Raw genomic sequence first — 15,206 nt, forward strand, 5'->3', positions numbered from 1 at the left:
TATCATATGACAGGAGTAGTTTTATTATGGCTATTTTTACTGGTGAAACGGTCGAAGATGCAATCGAACGTGGCTTAAATCGCTTAAATGTTAAGCGTGAAAATGTTCATATTCATATTGAACAAAAAGAAAAAAAGGGTTTCTTAGGATTTGGAAAGAAACGGGCTCGGGTTAATATTGAGCCAATCCATGAAGAAACAGTGCGTAAAGCTGACCATTTAGCAGAACGTGGTGTGGATGATACAATTAATCTTGGTGTGCCTAAGTCACAATCTGCTATGGAAGCAACACTTGAATTAAGCCAAGTGGTTAAAGCTGTCCGTGCGGCTGAGAGAGAACAAAATGGTGAAATCACTGAAGAAGAGCGTAATGCGATTATTGAAGTGGCTAAAAAGACGGTTGTTCAAAATCGTCAAGGAACAGCAGACCTCTCTGATGTGGTTTCTGCTGTTAAAGAAGAAGTTGAAGCGAAGAAAGAAGTTTCAAACGAAGATGAAAAAATTGCTTCAAAAATTTCAAGCTATTTAACAACTATCACACAAGAAATGGGAATTGCAACGCGTGTTTCAGTTTCTCGTGACGGAAATTTAACAGTTTTCAATTTGACTTCTAATCATGATGCTTTGCTTATTGGCAAACATGGTAAAATTTTACAAAGTTTGCAAATTTTAGCAAAAGCTTACGCTAATAGTATTTTGAATACACGAATGAATATTGCTGTTAATGTGGGTGATTATCATGAAAAACGCAAAGCTTATATCGTAAGTCTTGCTCATCGTGCAGCTGAACGTGCGCGTGGCGGTGAAACTGTTTATATTAATGATTTACAGTCTAATGAACGTAAAATTGTTCACACTATTATTGGTCAGGAAAATGGTGTATCAAGTCATTCAGAAGGACAGGAATATAATCGCTATATTGTTGTGGCTAAAGAGATTTAGCCTTGACAAAAGACCTTTCATAGTGTAGAATTGTAAGGTATGCTTTTAATAGCAGTAAAAAGATGAAAGGAACACCGAAAAGGTGGAGCTACTTTCAACCAAAAGTGAAGTAGCCCAGGGACTTATATAAAATGAAACGTACTTACCAACCACACAAAAAATCTCGTAAGACTACTCACGGATTCCGTAGCCGTATGGCAACTAAAAACGGACGTCGTGTCCTTGCAGCTCGTCGTCGTAAAGGACGTGCTTCACTTACAGTTTAATTTGTAAATGAAATTGAAATCAGCTTATGGCTGATTTTTTTTATTTGATTATTCCTAAATAAGGCAGGAGTCGGCTGATGATTAAATATATTTTGTTAAACGGTTTCATTAATTGTGTTATAATGGTTTTATTAAATAATTAGTGAAATTTTTTCCTTTGTTGATTGAAGATAAGGTGAAATCTCACACTTAAAGGAGAGTTTTGTCGTGAAAAAATTCAAAATTGGTGAACTTGAAGCTTCTCAAATTATTTTAGGTTGTATGAGAATTAATGAAGAGGGAAAAGATCCGGTTGCTGTCATTGAAAAATCAGTGGAGCAAGGGATAAATTTCTTTGACCATGCTGATATCTATGGGGGTGGAGCTTGTGAATCGATTTTTGCAGATGCTCTAGAAAAATCGTCAGTAAAACGAGAAGATATTATTTTACAGTCAAAATGCGGAATTGTTCCTGGGAAAATGTTCGATTTTTCAAAAAAACATATTATTGAATCGGTTGAGGGGAGTTTATCTCGTTTAAAAACTGATTATTTGGATACTTTGCTCTTGCATCGTCCAGATACTTTAGTCGAACCTGAAGAAGTAGCTGAGGCTTTTTATGAATTGGAAAAAGCAGGAAAAGTACGTTATTTTGGGGTTTCTAATCAAAATCCTGGTCAAGTTGAACTGTTGAAAACAGCGGTGAAAGAGCCGTTGTTGTTTAATCAATTACAGTTTGGCTTAAAACATACGGGAATGATTGATGCTGGGATTCATGTAAATATGAGTGATGAAGGTTCTTTTGTTCATGATAATGGTATTTTAGAGTATTCTCGTATTAATAAGATGACTATTCAGGCTTGGTCACCTTTCCAATATGGTTTCTTTGAAGGCGTCTTTGTTGGAAATGAAAAATTCCCTGATTTGAATAAAAAATTGGAATTTTATGCAGAAAAATACAATTCTACTCCAACTGGAATTGCTGTCGCTTGGATTAATCGGCATCCTGCTAATATCCAAACAATTATTGGAACGATGACATTGAGCCGAATTGAAGAAATTGCGGCTGCTTCAGATATTGTCTTAGAACGTGCGGAATGGTACGACTTGTACATGGCAGCTGGAAATATTTTACCTTAAAATCATTGTAGTAAAGACTAGTTTTTAAAACTAGTCTTTTATTGAACTTATTTTTATAATTTATATCTTTGGAAATTTTTAACTTAAATTTAAAAGCCTTGATAGAAGGCTTTTATTTACTTTAATGGAGAAAACGGTTGAATTCAAGCAAAAAATAACGTATAATTAACATGTATCTAAGAAATTTTTAATGGGATATTTCTGTCAGTAAATAAAATGATTGTCTTCTAAAAATGTGGACATCAGTTGGCTGACGGGATGGAAATTATTGATTTTTAGTTTAATCTGGCTTTACAGATAAATTTAAAGGAGGTGTCTTATGAGTTTTACAGATGAAACAGTCCGTTTTGAATTTGGTGATTCGGACAAGAAAGAAATTGGCGAAACACTCGTTGATGTTTACAATGTGCTTGAGGCTAAGGGTTACAATCCTATCAATCAAATCGTGGGTTATGTTTTGTCGGGAGACCCTGCTTATATCCCTCGTCATGATGATGCGCGTAATAAAATTCGCCGTTTTGACCGAGATGATATTGTTGAGGAATTAATCAAGAATTATTTGAAAGATAATGGTGTCAATTTATAGTGTTTGCACGAATTTTAGGGCTTGATGTCGGAACAAAAACTGTGGGAGTTTCTGTCAGTGATTTACTTGGGATGACCGCTCAACCTGTTGAAACCATTAAGATTGACAGTGAAGCCGGTGAGCTTGGCTTTGAACGTTTGGGCGTTTTGATTAAAGAATACAAACCTGAAAAGGTAGTTCTTGGTCTTCCAAAACATATGAACGGTGATGAAGGGATTCGTGCCGAAGCATCACGGGATTATGGTACAAAATTAGCCAATGAATTCGGTTTGGAAGTCGCTTATCAAGATGAACGATTGACAACTGCGCAAGCTGAAAAAGTATTGATTGATGGTGGTGTGCGTCGTAAAGATCGCAAAAAATCGATTGATAAATTGGCTGCTGTTTTGATTTTACAAAATTATTTGGATGCTCATGCATTAAAATTATAATTTTTGGTTTACTGATGAAAGCTTTAGTTTATTTGTAAGTATAAAAATACTGACAAGTATTCGTAGGATTTTCTGTCAGTAAAAGTTGTCTATTTATTTTATTATGAATAGCAGAAAATTCCTCTAATTAAGGATGAAGAAAAGGAAATAAAATGACTCATACACATGATCACGAACATGACCATAATCATGAACCTGACTATATTACTTTGGTTGATGAAAATGGAAACGAAAGCTTGTTCCAAATTTTGATTACCATTGATGGACAAGAAGAATTTGGCAAAAACTATGTTGTTTTACAACCTACTGAGTTTGAAGAAGATGAACAAGGTCTTATCGATGTTTTGGCTTACTCATTTACTGAGAATGCTGACGGTACTGAGGGTGATTTGCAACCAATCCCTGAAGATGCTGAAGATGAATGGGATATGATTGAAGAAGTCTTCAATAGCTTTATGGATGAACAAGAAGATTAAAATAAAAAGCTGTCATTAACTGACGGCTTTTTATTTCTTTAAGAAACTTATGAGGGATATTGTAGCAAGCATAGCAACGCAAACTAAGCCGATAGGAGGCCAAAACCAAACGATAACAATAGAAAGAAAGTTGATGAGAAAAAGATTTCTACCTGAAAGACTGTGTGTGAGTTCTTTGTATTCTTTATCAGGATTTTCTTTGAGCAGCTCATGGTCCATAAGATGAAAAACAGCCGCCCAGAGAAAAATAACAATCAAATAGAAAAATTCAGGGAGAAACTCACTTGCATGTTTTCCGACCCAACCCGTGGTGAAGGGGAAAAATGACATAATGAATAGCCAGAGCGTATTCAATAAGAATATTCGAGGAGTAATATTTTTAATATCACGATAAAGTTGATGATGATTATACCATACGGTCATAATCATAAAAAAGCTCAAAGCATAAGCTAAAAGTGGGATGGTTAATTCTGCCAGAGCAGGCCAGCCACTTTTATCAGGGGTTTTAAATTCTAAAACCATAATCGTTGCAATGATGGCAATAATAGCATCTGTAAAAGCCAAAAATCTTTCTTTTTCCATGGAATTATTTTATCATAAATGTTAAGATTTGCTTACGCTTTTTTCAAAAAACAATAAAAAAGTTGCTGACTAATCTGTCAGTAACTTTTTTATTTATTTTTTAAATTTACGCTTTAAACCATTTTTAGCGACATCTTTAATGACTTTGTTACGTAAGCCTGGTTCATAGTTATCATAAATTGTTCCGTCAAAATTAATAATTTGAGCATTATGATTTTTGTCATCAAAAATAAATTTACTAATCATTTGAGCTGTTTCTTCAGGAGATTTTACAAACGGACTATCCCCAACTTTTGCACCGTTCAAATCTGTTGCAACTGCACCAGGCATAACAGCAAAGATTTGTTTTTTAGATTTATCTTTTTTGAATTGATGACCAAAAGCAAAGGTCATGGCATTTTGTGCGGCTTTTGAAGTGACATAAGCAAGTGGAATCTAATATTCTTGAGAAACAGGTACGGTGATGTTAATAATTTTAGCATTTTCTGTCAGTGAATGTGGAAGAAGTTCTTTGATCACAGCATGTGTTCCCAAAAAATTGGTTTTAATTGTTTCTTCTAAATCAGTTGTTGAATAATCAAAAGCTGATTTTTCCATATCAAGGTGCCCTTTATCTGAATGGATATTCCCAGAAATTCCAGCATTATTAATAAGTAAATCAATATCTGTTAGTGCTGACAAACTCGTCAATTGATTTAAGTCATCTAAATCTACTTTGACAAATTTGGCAGTAATTCCTTCGGCTTTCAGCTTTTCAACGGCTTCTTGTCCACGCGTTTCATTACGGGCTCCGACCAAGACTTCATAGCCGCGATGACCAAGGTTTTGAGCAAGTGCAAAACCAATTCCTTTATTTGCGCCAGTGATAAGTGTTTTCATGATTTTTCTCCTTTGAGTTTTAGTTGTCGCCTTTAGACATTTGTTGTTGGTCAATTAGATTGGAATTTAAAAACCAGTGACGGTGCCAATCTCCAGATAAAGCGGTAAAGGGAACAGGTTGTTGACCTGTTTTTTCTACTTTTTCTAGTAAATAATTTCGTAAAATCCAAGTGTCTTCGAGTGTTCTTTGTTTAAGATTAAATATTTTTTCAAGTTTTACTTCGCTAATTTTTAAATCATTAGCAATTTCAGATTTGCTAAGTCCTGTGAGTTCAAAATTTTTGCGGAGTTCTTTTTTGGTATTATGCATTTGAAGGGGATTAAGTGACATTTTTCTTCTCTAATCTTTCATTTTGGGAAAATAATTGCTGAGCATTTGTTGAGAAAGTAGTTTGGTGTTTTCGTCACTATTTACTTTTCCCATTTGGTGAAGTTGTTTAGCAAAACCAGCGTCAATCCGGTCTAAGCCATTTTCAAGCCCGGCTAAAGTTTCACTAATTAAGTCTGAAAGTGCCATGTTATTGGGTGCGTCAGTATTTGTATGGCTTTCGAGATTTGTTTCAGCAACTAATGGTGGAACTAATTCGATGACTTTTAAAGTCTTTTCAAAATATTTAGCTTGTTCTCGAAGCGCATCGGAGTAAAAATGAATCCCAGCTTTGGTCAAATTGTAAATAGGGTGTGCACCGTCAGCCAGATTTGATAATCCTGATGAAACATTAATGACTAGTCCATTATTTGCGACAAGGATTTTCAAAAATGCTTGTGTCACAGCAATTGTTCCTAATAAATTAATATGAATTTCTTCTGTCAGTACTTCCAGAGAATTGTCAGCTTGTTCAAATAAATTAATCGCACGCATAATTCCGGCACAGTTCATAATGACATCAAGTTGAGGGAAATTTTCTTTGATGAATTTGACTAATTGGGGGAGGGAGTCTTTGTCAGCAACATCACTGACAAATCCTGTAAAAGTTGGATTTTCATTTAAAATTTGATTAAGACGTTTTTCATTTCGGGCGGTAATGATGACTTTATTTCCTAATTCGGAAAACTTTTTAGCAAAACCAAGTCCGATTCCGCTTGTACCACCTGTGATTAAAATCGTATGTCCTGTAAATGTCATGATTTCTCCTTTTTATGAGGTTATTTTTTTTAACTTTTATAACCAACAAAATGAATTATAAACCAGAAAGTTATATTTGTCAAGAATTATAACTTGTGTTACAATTAATTTATGAATACACGTGAAAAGATATTAGGAAAAACAGAAGAATTTATCTTAGAGAATGGAATAGAGAAACTCACCATTTCAAAAATTGCTAAGGAACTCAATATTAGTCAACCAGCTATTTATAAGCACTTTAAAAGTAAAGATGAACTTTTAACGATACTTGCCCTTCGCTGGCTCAATGGTCAGACACTTGTAAAAATATTTCCTTTTGACACAAGCAAGTATGAACATCAAAAAGAGATTGTTCATGATTGGCTCTGGTCTGTCGCCATTGCCAAATATGAAGCACATCGAAAAACTCCAGAAATGTTTGCCTTATACACAACCTACATTGGAGAAAATTTAGAATTGGGACGTAAGCATATTTTAGAAATGGTTGAGAGTCTAAAGACGGCTGCTAAATTTGAAAGTGAAGAGGAAGCTGCTGCTTATATTCAAGCTTTTGTTTATTTTCATCACCCAAAAATTGCCCCACAGTGGGATGACCAATTTCAAAATCAATTTGAAAATCTCTGGACTTTGCTTGAACCGAATTTAAATGCCTTTTAAAGTTACTGACAGACTTTTTGGATTTCTGTCAGTAACTTTTACGATTTTGTCAGTAAAAAAACCTGTCAATTGACAGGTTTTTATTCTTTAATTCGGAAAACCATGGCAGTTCTAGGTTCAAGGATTAGATTTAAATGCCCTTTTGACCAACCAAAACTACTTCTTGGACCAAAACCACCAAATTTTTGGTCATCACTATCGAAGATAAGTTCTGGTTTTTCAGGAAATTGGAGTTGAAGCTCTTGTTCATAACTAGGATGGAAATTAAAGACGAAAAGAAGTTGCCCTTTTTTATAAGCTAGTAATTTATCCGAATTTTTTATCCAAAGTTGTTGGACAGGTTCTGGGCTTTCTAAAAACTTGTAATGTCGCTCTAGATTAATCATCGCTTGGTCAAATGCCAATAAATATTGGAAACGCAAATCTTTATTATCAGCTAAAGACCATTGTCTTCTAGCATGTTGGAAATCATCATGATTTTCTTGACGCGGAAAATCAAGCCATTCGGGGTGGCCAAATTCATTACCCATGAAATTTAAATAACCCTCACCAGCCAAACTAAAAGTAATTAGGCGAATTAATTTATGAAGTGCTATAGCACGGTCAATTTTTAGAGATTGACTATTAAGGTCCATTTTCCAATAAATCTCTTCATCAGCTAACCACATCATAATCGTTTTATCACCAACTAAAGCTTGGTCATGACTTTCAGAATAACCAATATTTTTTTCACCAGGACGTCGCGTCGTTAATTCCCACCAAAGGCTCAATAAGTCAAGACTATTATCCGTTTTTTCTTTCAATTGTTTAATCCAAAAATCAGGAATTCCCATTGATAAACGGTAATCGAAACCAATTCCACCACTTGAAATAGGTAGGGCCATTCCCGGCATGGCTGACATATCTTCAGCGATTGTTGTTGCTGATGGATTGAATAAATGTGTTAATTCATTTGCCAACATCAAATAAGTCACCGCTTCGATATCTGTATTGAGCGAAAAATATTTGCTGTAATCAGTAAATGCAGTCCCTAAACCATGATCATGATAAAGCATTGAAGTCACACCGTCAAAACGAAAACCGTCAAAATGATAGGTATCCAACCAAAATTTAAGATTTGAAAGTAGAAAATGAATCACTTCATCTTTGCCATAATTAAAAAGTTTTGTCTTCCAAGCTGGATGATTTCCTCGTTCGCCTTCATGAAAATACTGATTTTCTGTCCCATCAAAATAGTTGAGACCATCTTCGATATTTTTTACAGCATGTGAATGAACCACATCTAAAAGCACTCGCAAACCCATACCATGAGCTTGATCAATCAATTCCATCAAATCTTCTGGCTGACCAAAGCGACTAGAAATTGCAAAGAAATTGGAAACTTGATAACCAAAACTAGCATAGAGCGGATGTTCCATAATTGCCATCAGTTGAATAGTATTGTAACCGGCCTTTTTAATTCTTGGTAAGACATCGCGCGTGAATTCTTTATAAGAATTAATTTTATATTCTTCAGTTGAAATACCAATATGTGCTTCATAAATCAAAGGAGCTTCTTTTAACTGAGGGGCTTTATTCTTCCAATCATATTTTGGTTGAACAATCACTCCATCCAATTCATGGCGCTCATTGGGGACAGCAAACATAATATAAGAGGGAACACGATAAACTGTTTCACCAGACGGTAAAAGCAGCTTAACCTTCACCTTAGAACCCACAGGTAGCATACCCGGAATTGAAATTTCCCAAGTCCCACCATAGGCCTGTTTCAACTCAAAATTGTTTTCCCAATTATTGAAATCTCCAACCAACCAAGCTCTTTTAGCATTTGGTGCCCATTCGCGAAAAGTCCAGTGTTTACTTTCTTGTTGAAAGCCAAAATACTTATAACCATTAGCAAAATCAACAAGCGAACCATCAGTTCCTAAAAGCCGTTTTTTTGTTCGAGCAAATTCAAAAAGCCGTAAAGACAAATCTTCTTTGAAAGGTTCCAAATAAGGGTCGTAATCCAAAATATTTAGAGGCATAAGCTATTCTCCTTTTTACTGAAAATCATTTCTAGCTCTATTTTATCACTTTTGCAAAGGTTTTCACAACGAAATTCCCATATAAAATAAAAAATATTTACTGACAGAATGGGTCAGTAAATATTTTTATTCATCATTAAAACCAAACCAAGGGTCTTCCTCACCTTCGAGTGCTTCTTGACCAAAAGAAACTGTTTCTGGAATTTTGGGAGCATTAAAAATTTGCGAAGGAGTTGCTACATTTTCTGTCAGTAAATTTTTTTGGTCAGCAACTTTTTCGTCATTAAAAAGATGAGCTTCTAGGCTTTGAATATAATCATAAAACTCTGTCAGTAAATCATGATAAGCCTTTAATTCACTTGTTTTATTTAAATTTTTATAATTAGCCTGAAACTCTCCCCAACGTTCAGCAATGTGCTTACTTTTCATAAAATCATTATAATCCATATTTGTTCCTCGTTCCTTTCTCTTTATTATACATTATTATCCTTAATGCTTAAGCGGTAATATTTATTATTTAAAATAAGACTCAATTTAGAGGTGTAATGTAAAAATAATAAAACGAATGTGAAACTTTCCCCTTTTAAAAAAGCATTATCTTGTTTTTTTGTTATAAAAGTCGATTTAGACTCAAATTTTTAATTTTTATCGGTCTTTTTTTATTAATCATTTAAATATTTATGAAATATTAAAAAAAGGGGCTAATGGCTTTATGGAGCCATTATGTTGCAAAAAGGCTATATTAGGAACTAACAAAAATATAAATAAAAGTAAGACAATAGAATTTAATGTACGAAATTTATTACACATTTGTATTGTATTATGCTATAATGTCCTAGAATCAGCAATTTTTATAAGAAAATGTAATTAATAAAATACATCGCTTACAAAACTGATTTAAAATCAAAAGGAGGACATTATGAAAAGTAGAAAAAAAGTTATTTCTATAATTTTAGGTTTAATGCTGCTTTTACAATATGTTATTACCCCAGTTGGAGCAATTGCAGGAGCAATAAATGAAGAAACAAATGATTCGGATATAACATTAAGTCAATTTAAAATAGATGAATCCGAAAGTAATGCTGATTTAATGACATTTGATTTAAGTCTCAAGATTAATCAGTCAATATTGAAAAGTAAAACAACTATTATTGAATTAGATAAATCAATTAAAATTAATGAACCAAATGAGGCTAACAGACAGAAGTCAACAGCATCTTATACTGCTGACGAAAATAGATTGACAATAGACCTTAATTCACTAAATACAAGCGAAGTGAAAGTCAATTTTTCAATCTCTAAAGAACTTTTGAAAAACTTTGAGCGATTAACAGCCAAATTAAATGATAGCCAGGTTGATGTATTGTTGCCAAAAACGAGTTCAACTTCAGAAACTCCAAGTCAGTCAACTTCCACTGTGACTCAAAATACTGTTACACCTGAAATCAAAGAAAAAGAAAGCACTACGACTAAACATTCAGAGCAAGCTATAAAAACTGTGGAAAGTCAAGATATTCGTAAACTTCTAGAAGACTCAGGAATTTCACCAGCGACTATTATCGACTCAGCTAAGGTCATATATCTTGATAAAGAAGGAAAACCTTATCCAGATCAAACAGATGTTCCGATAGATGCAGAAGTTCAAATCGATTATACCTGGAGTATTCCAGAAGATATTTTACCATTGAAATCAGGAGATTACTTTGATTTTAAACTTCCTGATGGTGTAACAATTGAGCAAGCGACATCGTCACTGGGAGATTATGGAACCTATACAATTAATGCAGATGGAACCGTTCGTTTCGTCTTCAATGAAAAAGTTGAAACCTATCATGATATTAATGGTACCTTTCATTATGATGCACATTTCGATAAGACAATTGTTCCAGGAGAAGTTGTAGTTGATACACCAACGGAGGAAAATTTTCCCCCTTCAGAAATTCATGTTCGGCCAACCTATGACCAAGCAATTGATAAATCAGGACATTTCGATAAAACTCCAAATCCTAGTAAAGTGATTTGGGAAATAAATATTAACCGTCCATTAAATACAATGGAAAATGCTACACTTACCGATCCAATGCCAGAAGGAACAACTTATGAATCCGTCGAAATTTACCCTGAGACAGTTGGAAAAAATGGAGAAATCATTTCCATTGATAAAGAACATCCTTTAGTAAAAGGTACAGATTATACTGTTGATTCAAATGGAAAAATTACTTTTATTGGTAAATATGCTACCACCGATCAAGCGTTCAATGTTGTCTATACAACAACTATCGATGAAAGTAGTTTTCCGGAAAAAGAGGGATCTGTAAGTTTTAAAAATACAGCGACATTAAATGATGGAAAAACAGATACCAATGCAAGTGCCTCTGTTACTGCGCAATATAAAGGGCCAATTAAAAAAAATGGACCATTTACAACAGGGAACGATCAAATTTATAATTGGAATATAGAATACAATTATAATGAAAAAAATCATAAAGCAGGGTCATTTATTGAAGATACCATGAGTGATGCCATCGAGCTGGTGAACGGAAGTGTTAAACTTTATAAAATTACTTTTGATAGTAACGGAAAAGAAATTAAAGGTGCTCAATTAAAAGAAGGGGAAGATTATAAACTTGTACAAGACCCTGATAATCCTCAAAAATTTAAAATTGAGTTTATTACTGATATCGATTATGCAGTAAAAGTTGAATATCAAACGAAGGTTAAAGATATCGTAGATGGAAATGTTACCATTGATAACTCAGTAACAACTGATACGGGAGATAACAGCGAGTCAGGTGGTAATGCAACTCAACAAGGAATCGTTAAAAATATTGATGGAGCTATTGATTACGAGAATAGAGAAATTCCATGGAAAATAGATATTAATAGTGCAGGCTATTGGATGGAAAACTGGTCACTTGAAGACAAAATGTCTGAAGGTTTGACTTTCCTTGAAAATACTTTCCAAATTATTGATAAAACTGCTGGAAATAAAGTACTCTCCCCAACAGAATATACACTGATAAAAACAACAGCAGGCTTTTCAGTTTCCTTTAATTCCCCACTTAAGGAGGGGACAGATCATAAATATCAAATTAAATACAAAACAAAATTTGATACTAGTGTGATTGATAATGGGTCTGGTCATGAAGGAGATATCAAATTTGTAAATGATGCTTCAATGACTTGGAAGGATAAAAATGGAGGAGATCATACTAATAATGATCATAAAGAATTTAAACCAATACCTCCGTTCCAATATAATGGACAAAAATCTGGTTCATATAATGCAACCAGCAAAAAAATTACCTGGACAATTGCAGCAAATTTCAATCAACAAGAATTAAGCAATGCCTCAATAACTGATCCAATCTCTGATGATCAAAACTATGTTTCTGGAAGTGCTAAAGTATATGAAGCTACGATTAATAAAAATGGTACTTATACTTTAGGTGCTGAAGTTACTTCAGATATGGGAATAAAAATAGTAGAAAGCAAAGGAAGTGTTAAGGTAGAACTACCAGATGGAAGCACAAAAGCCTATGTTCTAATATTTGAAACAAGTCTAGAAGGTAACCTCATCAATCAGAAGGAGTACAAAAACAAAGCGACATTTACAAATAAGGACATTTCACATGATTTAAGTGCTAGCGTTACTCCAGCACATCAAGGAGAATTCGTAACGAAAGATGGTTCACAGTCAAGTACAGATTCTAATTATGTAAATTGGAAACTTACAGTAAACGCCTCGCAATCTACCTTAAAAAATGTTGAAGTCACTGATAATCCTTCCTCAAATCAGTATATTGTAGCAAAAGATATTCTTATTTATGGAACAAGTATTGATGCTTCTGGTAATATTACTGAGAACAAAAATATTATTCTTGAACAAGGCAAAGATTATTCTGTTGATATCCAAACTGACAATTCTACAGGGGCTCAAACAGTTAAAATTAAATTTTTATCAGAAATTAACACAGCATATGTTGTAGAATATCGTGCATTAATTACTTCTGACAAAGCTAATGATGTGGTAACTAATCAAGCCCATATTACTGGAGACAACGAGAAAACAATAGAACAAGATGTTGAAAAAGATGTACCCGTAACTAATCATAACGGAAGTGCAAACGGATCAAAAGGTTCAGTTACTTTGGAAAAAGTTGGTCCCGGCAAAGCAAAACTTGCGGGAGCTCATCTTCAACTTTGGTCTATCGGTACAGATGGTAAAAAAGATAAACTAATTCGTGAAGGAGATACCGACAAAAATGGTGATTTAAAACTTGGGAATTTGCGTGTTACTGATTATCTTCTTATTGAAACTAAGGCCCCAACAGGGTATACACTTGATGAAGAACTAGTCAAAGGTAAGAAAATAACAGTTGCAAAAGACGGAGAAGTTTCTAATTTCCCAATTCAAGACGTTGAAAATGAACCAACGAAAGTAATCTTGAAAAAAGTAGGACTGACCATTGAAAATGGTAAAGAGGTAAAAAATCCACTTCAAGGTGCAGAATTTAAAGTACTAGACAGCAACGGTCAAGTTGTTTCAGGTTACGAAAAACTTACTTCTGACAGTTCTGGAAATGTAACGATTGAAAAACTAACACCTGGTAAATATTCACTTGTTGAAACCAAAGCCCCAGCGGGTTATATTTTGGACCCAACCCCAATTGACTTTGAACTTAAAGCCAATGAAGAAGGAATCATCCCAGATATCAACTTGGAAAAAGTTAACTATCAGGGTTCAGCACAACTCATTAAACATAACAGTAATGGTCAAGCTTTATCAGGTGCGATTTTCAAAGTTATTGATAAAGATGGTAATACAATCCAAACTAATTTAAGCTCTGATAAAGATGGTAAAGTTACGGCTACTGGTTTATCCCCTGGAGATTATTCCTTTGTTGAAACCAAAGCTCCAACAGGATATATTTTAAATACAATACCAGTTCATTTTACAATTTCAGCTGAAGAAGAAGGTCAACCACAAATGGTTATTGCCTCGGATAATTTTATCAATTATCAAGGTTCAGCCGAATTAATTAAGCAAGATAACGAAGGTCAGCCACTTTCTGGTGCAGTTTTTAAAGTTGTTGATAAAGCTGGCAAGACAATCCAAGCTAATTTAACTTCTGGTAAAGATGGTAAAGTGGTAGTTGATGGATTATCCCCCGGAGAATATTCCTTTGTTGAAATCAAAGCTCCAACAGGTTATATTCTAAATACAATACCAGTTCATTTTACAATTTTAGCTGAAGAAGAAGGTCAGCCTAGTCTAATAATTGCTTCGGATAATTTCGTTAACTATCAAGGTTCAGCACAATTAATCAAAAAAGATAGTGAAGGTCAACCCCTTGCGGGCGCTATCTTCAAAGTAGTTGATAAAAATGGAAAAACAGTCAAAGAAGGCTTGACTTCCGACAAAGATGGTAAAGTAAGTATTGATGATTTAGCCCCCGGAGAATATTCTTTTGTTGAAACACAGGCTCCGACAGGTTATATTTTAAATACTATTCCTACCCATTTTACAATCTTAGCTGAGAGTGAAGGACAACCTCAACTGGTTGTCGCTTCAGATAACTTTATTAATTATCAAGGGTCAGCTGAATTGATTAAGCATGATATCAACGGTCAAGCTTTAGAAGGTGCAATCTTTAAAGTGATTGATGCAGATGGAAAAACCATAAAAGAAGGTTTAACTTCTGATGAAACTGGTAAAGTATTAATTGAAGGTTTGGTTCCAGGTGACTATTCATTTGTTGAGACTAAAGCCCCTGAAGGATATATTTTGAATACTCTGCCAGTTAACTTTAGCATCTCAGGTGAAGAAGAAGGCAAAGTAAAAGTAGTCATGGCTTCAGATAACTTTATTAATTATCAAGGATCAGCTGAGTTGATTAAACATGACAGTCAAGGTCAAGCTTTAGAAGGTGCAATCTTTAAAGTTGTTGATTCAAAAGGAAAAATAATCAAAGAAGATTTGGCTTCCGATAAAACTGGTAAAGTATTAATTGACAATTTGGCACCAGGAGATTATTCATTTGTTGAGACAAAAGCTCCAAGCGGCTATATCTTGAATACTTCAAAAGTTGATTTTACTATTTCAACAAAAGAAG

At 34.1% G+C, this 15,206-nt stretch carries 15 protein-coding genes; 8 read left to right on the forward strand and 7 right to left on the reverse strand.

Going from position 1 to position 15,206, the window contains the following annotated elements; genetic code table 11:
• Positions 1-26 precede the first annotated feature (26 nt).
• The 6 genes from jag to IAE51_RS08915 all read left to right on the forward strand — a co-directional run bounded on the left by jag (position 27) and on the right by IAE51_RS08915 (position 3,819).
• Positions 27-941, forward strand: coding sequence for an RNA-binding cell elongation regulator Jag/EloR (gene jag, locus IAE51_RS08890; protein WP_003131817.1), 915 nt, complete (start codon positions 27-29; stop codon positions 939-941).
• 131 nt (positions 942-1,072) lie between these two features.
• The gene (gene rpmH, locus IAE51_RS08895; protein ID WP_003131818.1) at positions 1,073-1,207 is read left to right on the forward strand and encodes a 50S ribosomal protein L34; all 135 of its coding nucleotides are present in this window, start codon (positions 1,073-1,075) and stop codon (positions 1,205-1,207) included.
• Positions 1,208-1,414: 207 nt separating this feature from the next.
• Positions 1,415-2,326 (forward strand): aldo/keto reductase family oxidoreductase, encoded by a 912-nt coding sequence (locus IAE51_RS08900; RefSeq protein ID WP_003131819.1) that lies wholly within the window; start codon positions 1,415-1,417, stop codon positions 2,324-2,326.
• Between the two features lie 319 nt (positions 2,327-2,645).
• Entirely contained in the window at positions 2,646-2,912 is a 267-nt protein-coding gene (locus IAE51_RS08905; protein WP_003131820.1) for an IreB family regulatory phosphoprotein, read from the forward strand.
• On the forward strand, positions 2,912-3,343 hold the full coding sequence (ruvX, locus tag IAE51_RS08910; protein WP_003131821.1) for a Holliday junction resolvase RuvX: 432 nt from the start codon (positions 2,912-2,914) through the stop codon (positions 3,341-3,343). Before IAE51_RS08905 ends, ruvX begins: the two co-directional genes overlap by 1 nt.
• A gap of 152 nt (positions 3,344-3,495) precedes the next feature.
• Positions 3,496-3,819 carry a DUF1292 domain-containing protein gene (locus tag IAE51_RS08915; protein ID WP_003131822.1) on the forward strand — a complete coding sequence of 108 codons (324 nt, stop codon included), beginning with the start codon at positions 3,496-3,498 and terminating at the stop codon, positions 3,817-3,819.
• 30 nt (positions 3,820-3,849) lie between these two features.
• On the opposite strand, the gene IAE51_RS08920 is transcribed toward IAE51_RS08915, so the two are convergent.
• The 5 genes from IAE51_RS08920 to IAE51_RS08935 form a co-directional block, all read right to left on the reverse strand.
• On the reverse strand, positions 3,850-4,401 hold the full coding sequence (locus IAE51_RS08920) for a TMEM175 family protein (RefSeq protein WP_003131824.1): 552 nt from the start codon (positions 4,399-4,401) through the stop codon (positions 3,850-3,852).
• 93 nt (positions 4,402-4,494) lie between these two features.
• Positions 4,495-4,794, reverse strand: a complete 300-nt coding sequence (locus IAE51_RS12230) for a hypothetical protein (RefSeq protein WP_233611050.1) — start codon at positions 4,792-4,794, stop codon at positions 4,495-4,497.
• A gap of 42 nt (positions 4,795-4,836) precedes the next feature.
• Positions 4,837-5,280 carry an SDR family NAD(P)-dependent oxidoreductase gene (locus IAE51_RS12235; protein WP_233611051.1) on the reverse strand — a complete coding sequence of 148 codons (444 nt, stop codon included), beginning with the start codon at positions 5,278-5,280 and terminating at the stop codon, positions 4,837-4,839.
• 19 nt (positions 5,281-5,299) lie between these two features.
• Positions 5,300-5,611 (reverse strand): DUF2316 family protein, encoded by a 312-nt coding sequence (locus IAE51_RS08930; protein ID WP_012896982.1) that lies wholly within the window; start codon positions 5,609-5,611, stop codon positions 5,300-5,302.
• Between the two features lie 9 nt (positions 5,612-5,620).
• On the reverse strand, positions 5,621-6,406 hold the full coding sequence (locus IAE51_RS08935; protein ID WP_012896983.1) for an SDR family oxidoreductase: 786 nt from the start codon (positions 6,404-6,406) through the stop codon (positions 5,621-5,623).
• 111 nt (positions 6,407-6,517) lie between these two features.
• Here IAE51_RS08935 and IAE51_RS08940 point away from each other — a divergent pair, with 111 nt between their 5' ends.
• Entirely contained in the window at positions 6,518-7,063 is a 546-nt protein-coding gene (locus tag IAE51_RS08940; protein WP_010905153.1) for a TetR/AcrR family transcriptional regulator, read from the forward strand.
• Between the two features lie 80 nt (positions 7,064-7,143).
• Here the strand turns inward: IAE51_RS08940 and IAE51_RS08945 are convergent, their stop codons facing one another.
• Both IAE51_RS08945 and IAE51_RS08950 read right to left on the reverse strand, forming a co-directional pair.
• Positions 7,144-9,090: an alpha-amylase family glycosyl hydrolase gene (locus tag IAE51_RS08945; RefSeq protein ID WP_033899185.1), complete on the reverse strand. Its 1,947-nt coding sequence runs from the start codon at positions 9,088-9,090 to the stop codon at positions 7,144-7,146.
• Positions 9,091-9,216: 126 nt separating this feature from the next.
• Positions 9,217-9,537: a hypothetical protein gene (locus tag IAE51_RS08950; RefSeq protein ID WP_033899184.1), complete on the reverse strand. Its 321-nt coding sequence runs from the start codon at positions 9,535-9,537 to the stop codon at positions 9,217-9,219.
• 472 nt (positions 9,538-10,009) lie between these two features.
• On the opposite strand from IAE51_RS08950, the gene IAE51_RS08955 reads away from it, so the two are divergent.
• Positions 10,010-15,206: SpaA isopeptide-forming pilin-related protein (locus tag IAE51_RS08955; RefSeq protein ID WP_200095206.1), on the forward strand; the 5,197-nt coding region annotated here is incomplete at its 3' end.

It is taken from the genome of Lactococcus sp. S64 (assembly GCF_016516525.1).
GTDB classification, from domain to species: Bacteria; Bacillota; Bacilli; order Lactobacillales; family Streptococcaceae; genus Lactococcus; species Lactococcus lactis.

Bases quoted from the DNA above. Each gene is read 5' to 3' on its own strand.
- IAE51_RS08935 (WP_012896983.1), bottom strand. From the start codon at position 6,406: ATGACATTTACAGGACATACGATTTTAATCACAGGTGGTACAAGCGGA.
- IAE51_RS08920 (WP_003131824.1), bottom strand. From the start codon at position 4,401: ATGGAAAAAGAAAGATTTTTGGCTTTTACAGATGCTATTATTGCCATC.
- IAE51_RS12230 (WP_233611050.1), bottom strand. From the start codon at position 4,794: ATGACCTTTGCTTTTGGTCATCAATTCAAAAAAGATAAATCTAAAAAA.
- IAE51_RS08915 (WP_003131822.1), top strand. From the start codon at position 3,496: ATGACTCATACACATGATCACGAACATGACCATAATCATGAACCTGAC.
- IAE51_RS08945 (WP_033899185.1), bottom strand. From the start codon at position 9,090: ATGCCTCTAAATATTTTGGATTACGACCCTTATTTGGAACCTTTCAAA.
- IAE51_RS08905 (WP_003131820.1), top strand. From the start codon at position 2,646: ATGAGTTTTACAGATGAAACAGTCCGTTTTGAATTTGGTGATTCGGAC.
- IAE51_RS08950 (WP_033899184.1), bottom strand. From the start codon at position 9,537: ATGGATTATAATGATTTTATGAAAAGTAAGCACATTGCTGAACGTTGG.
- rpmH (WP_003131818.1), top strand. From the start codon at position 1,073: ATGAAACGTACTTACCAACCACACAAAAAATCTCGTAAGACTACTCAC.
- IAE51_RS12235 (WP_233611051.1), bottom strand. From the start codon at position 5,280: ATGAAAACACTTATCACTGGCGCAAATAAAGGAATTGGTTTTGCACTT.
- IAE51_RS08930 (WP_012896982.1), bottom strand. From the start codon at position 5,611: ATGTCACTTAATCCCCTTCAAATGCATAATACCAAAAAAGAACTCCGC.
- IAE51_RS08940 (WP_010905153.1), top strand. From the start codon at position 6,518: ATGAATACACGTGAAAAGATATTAGGAAAAACAGAAGAATTTATCTTA.
- jag (WP_003131817.1), top strand. From the start codon at position 27: ATGGCTATTTTTACTGGTGAAACGGTCGAAGATGCAATCGAACGTGGC.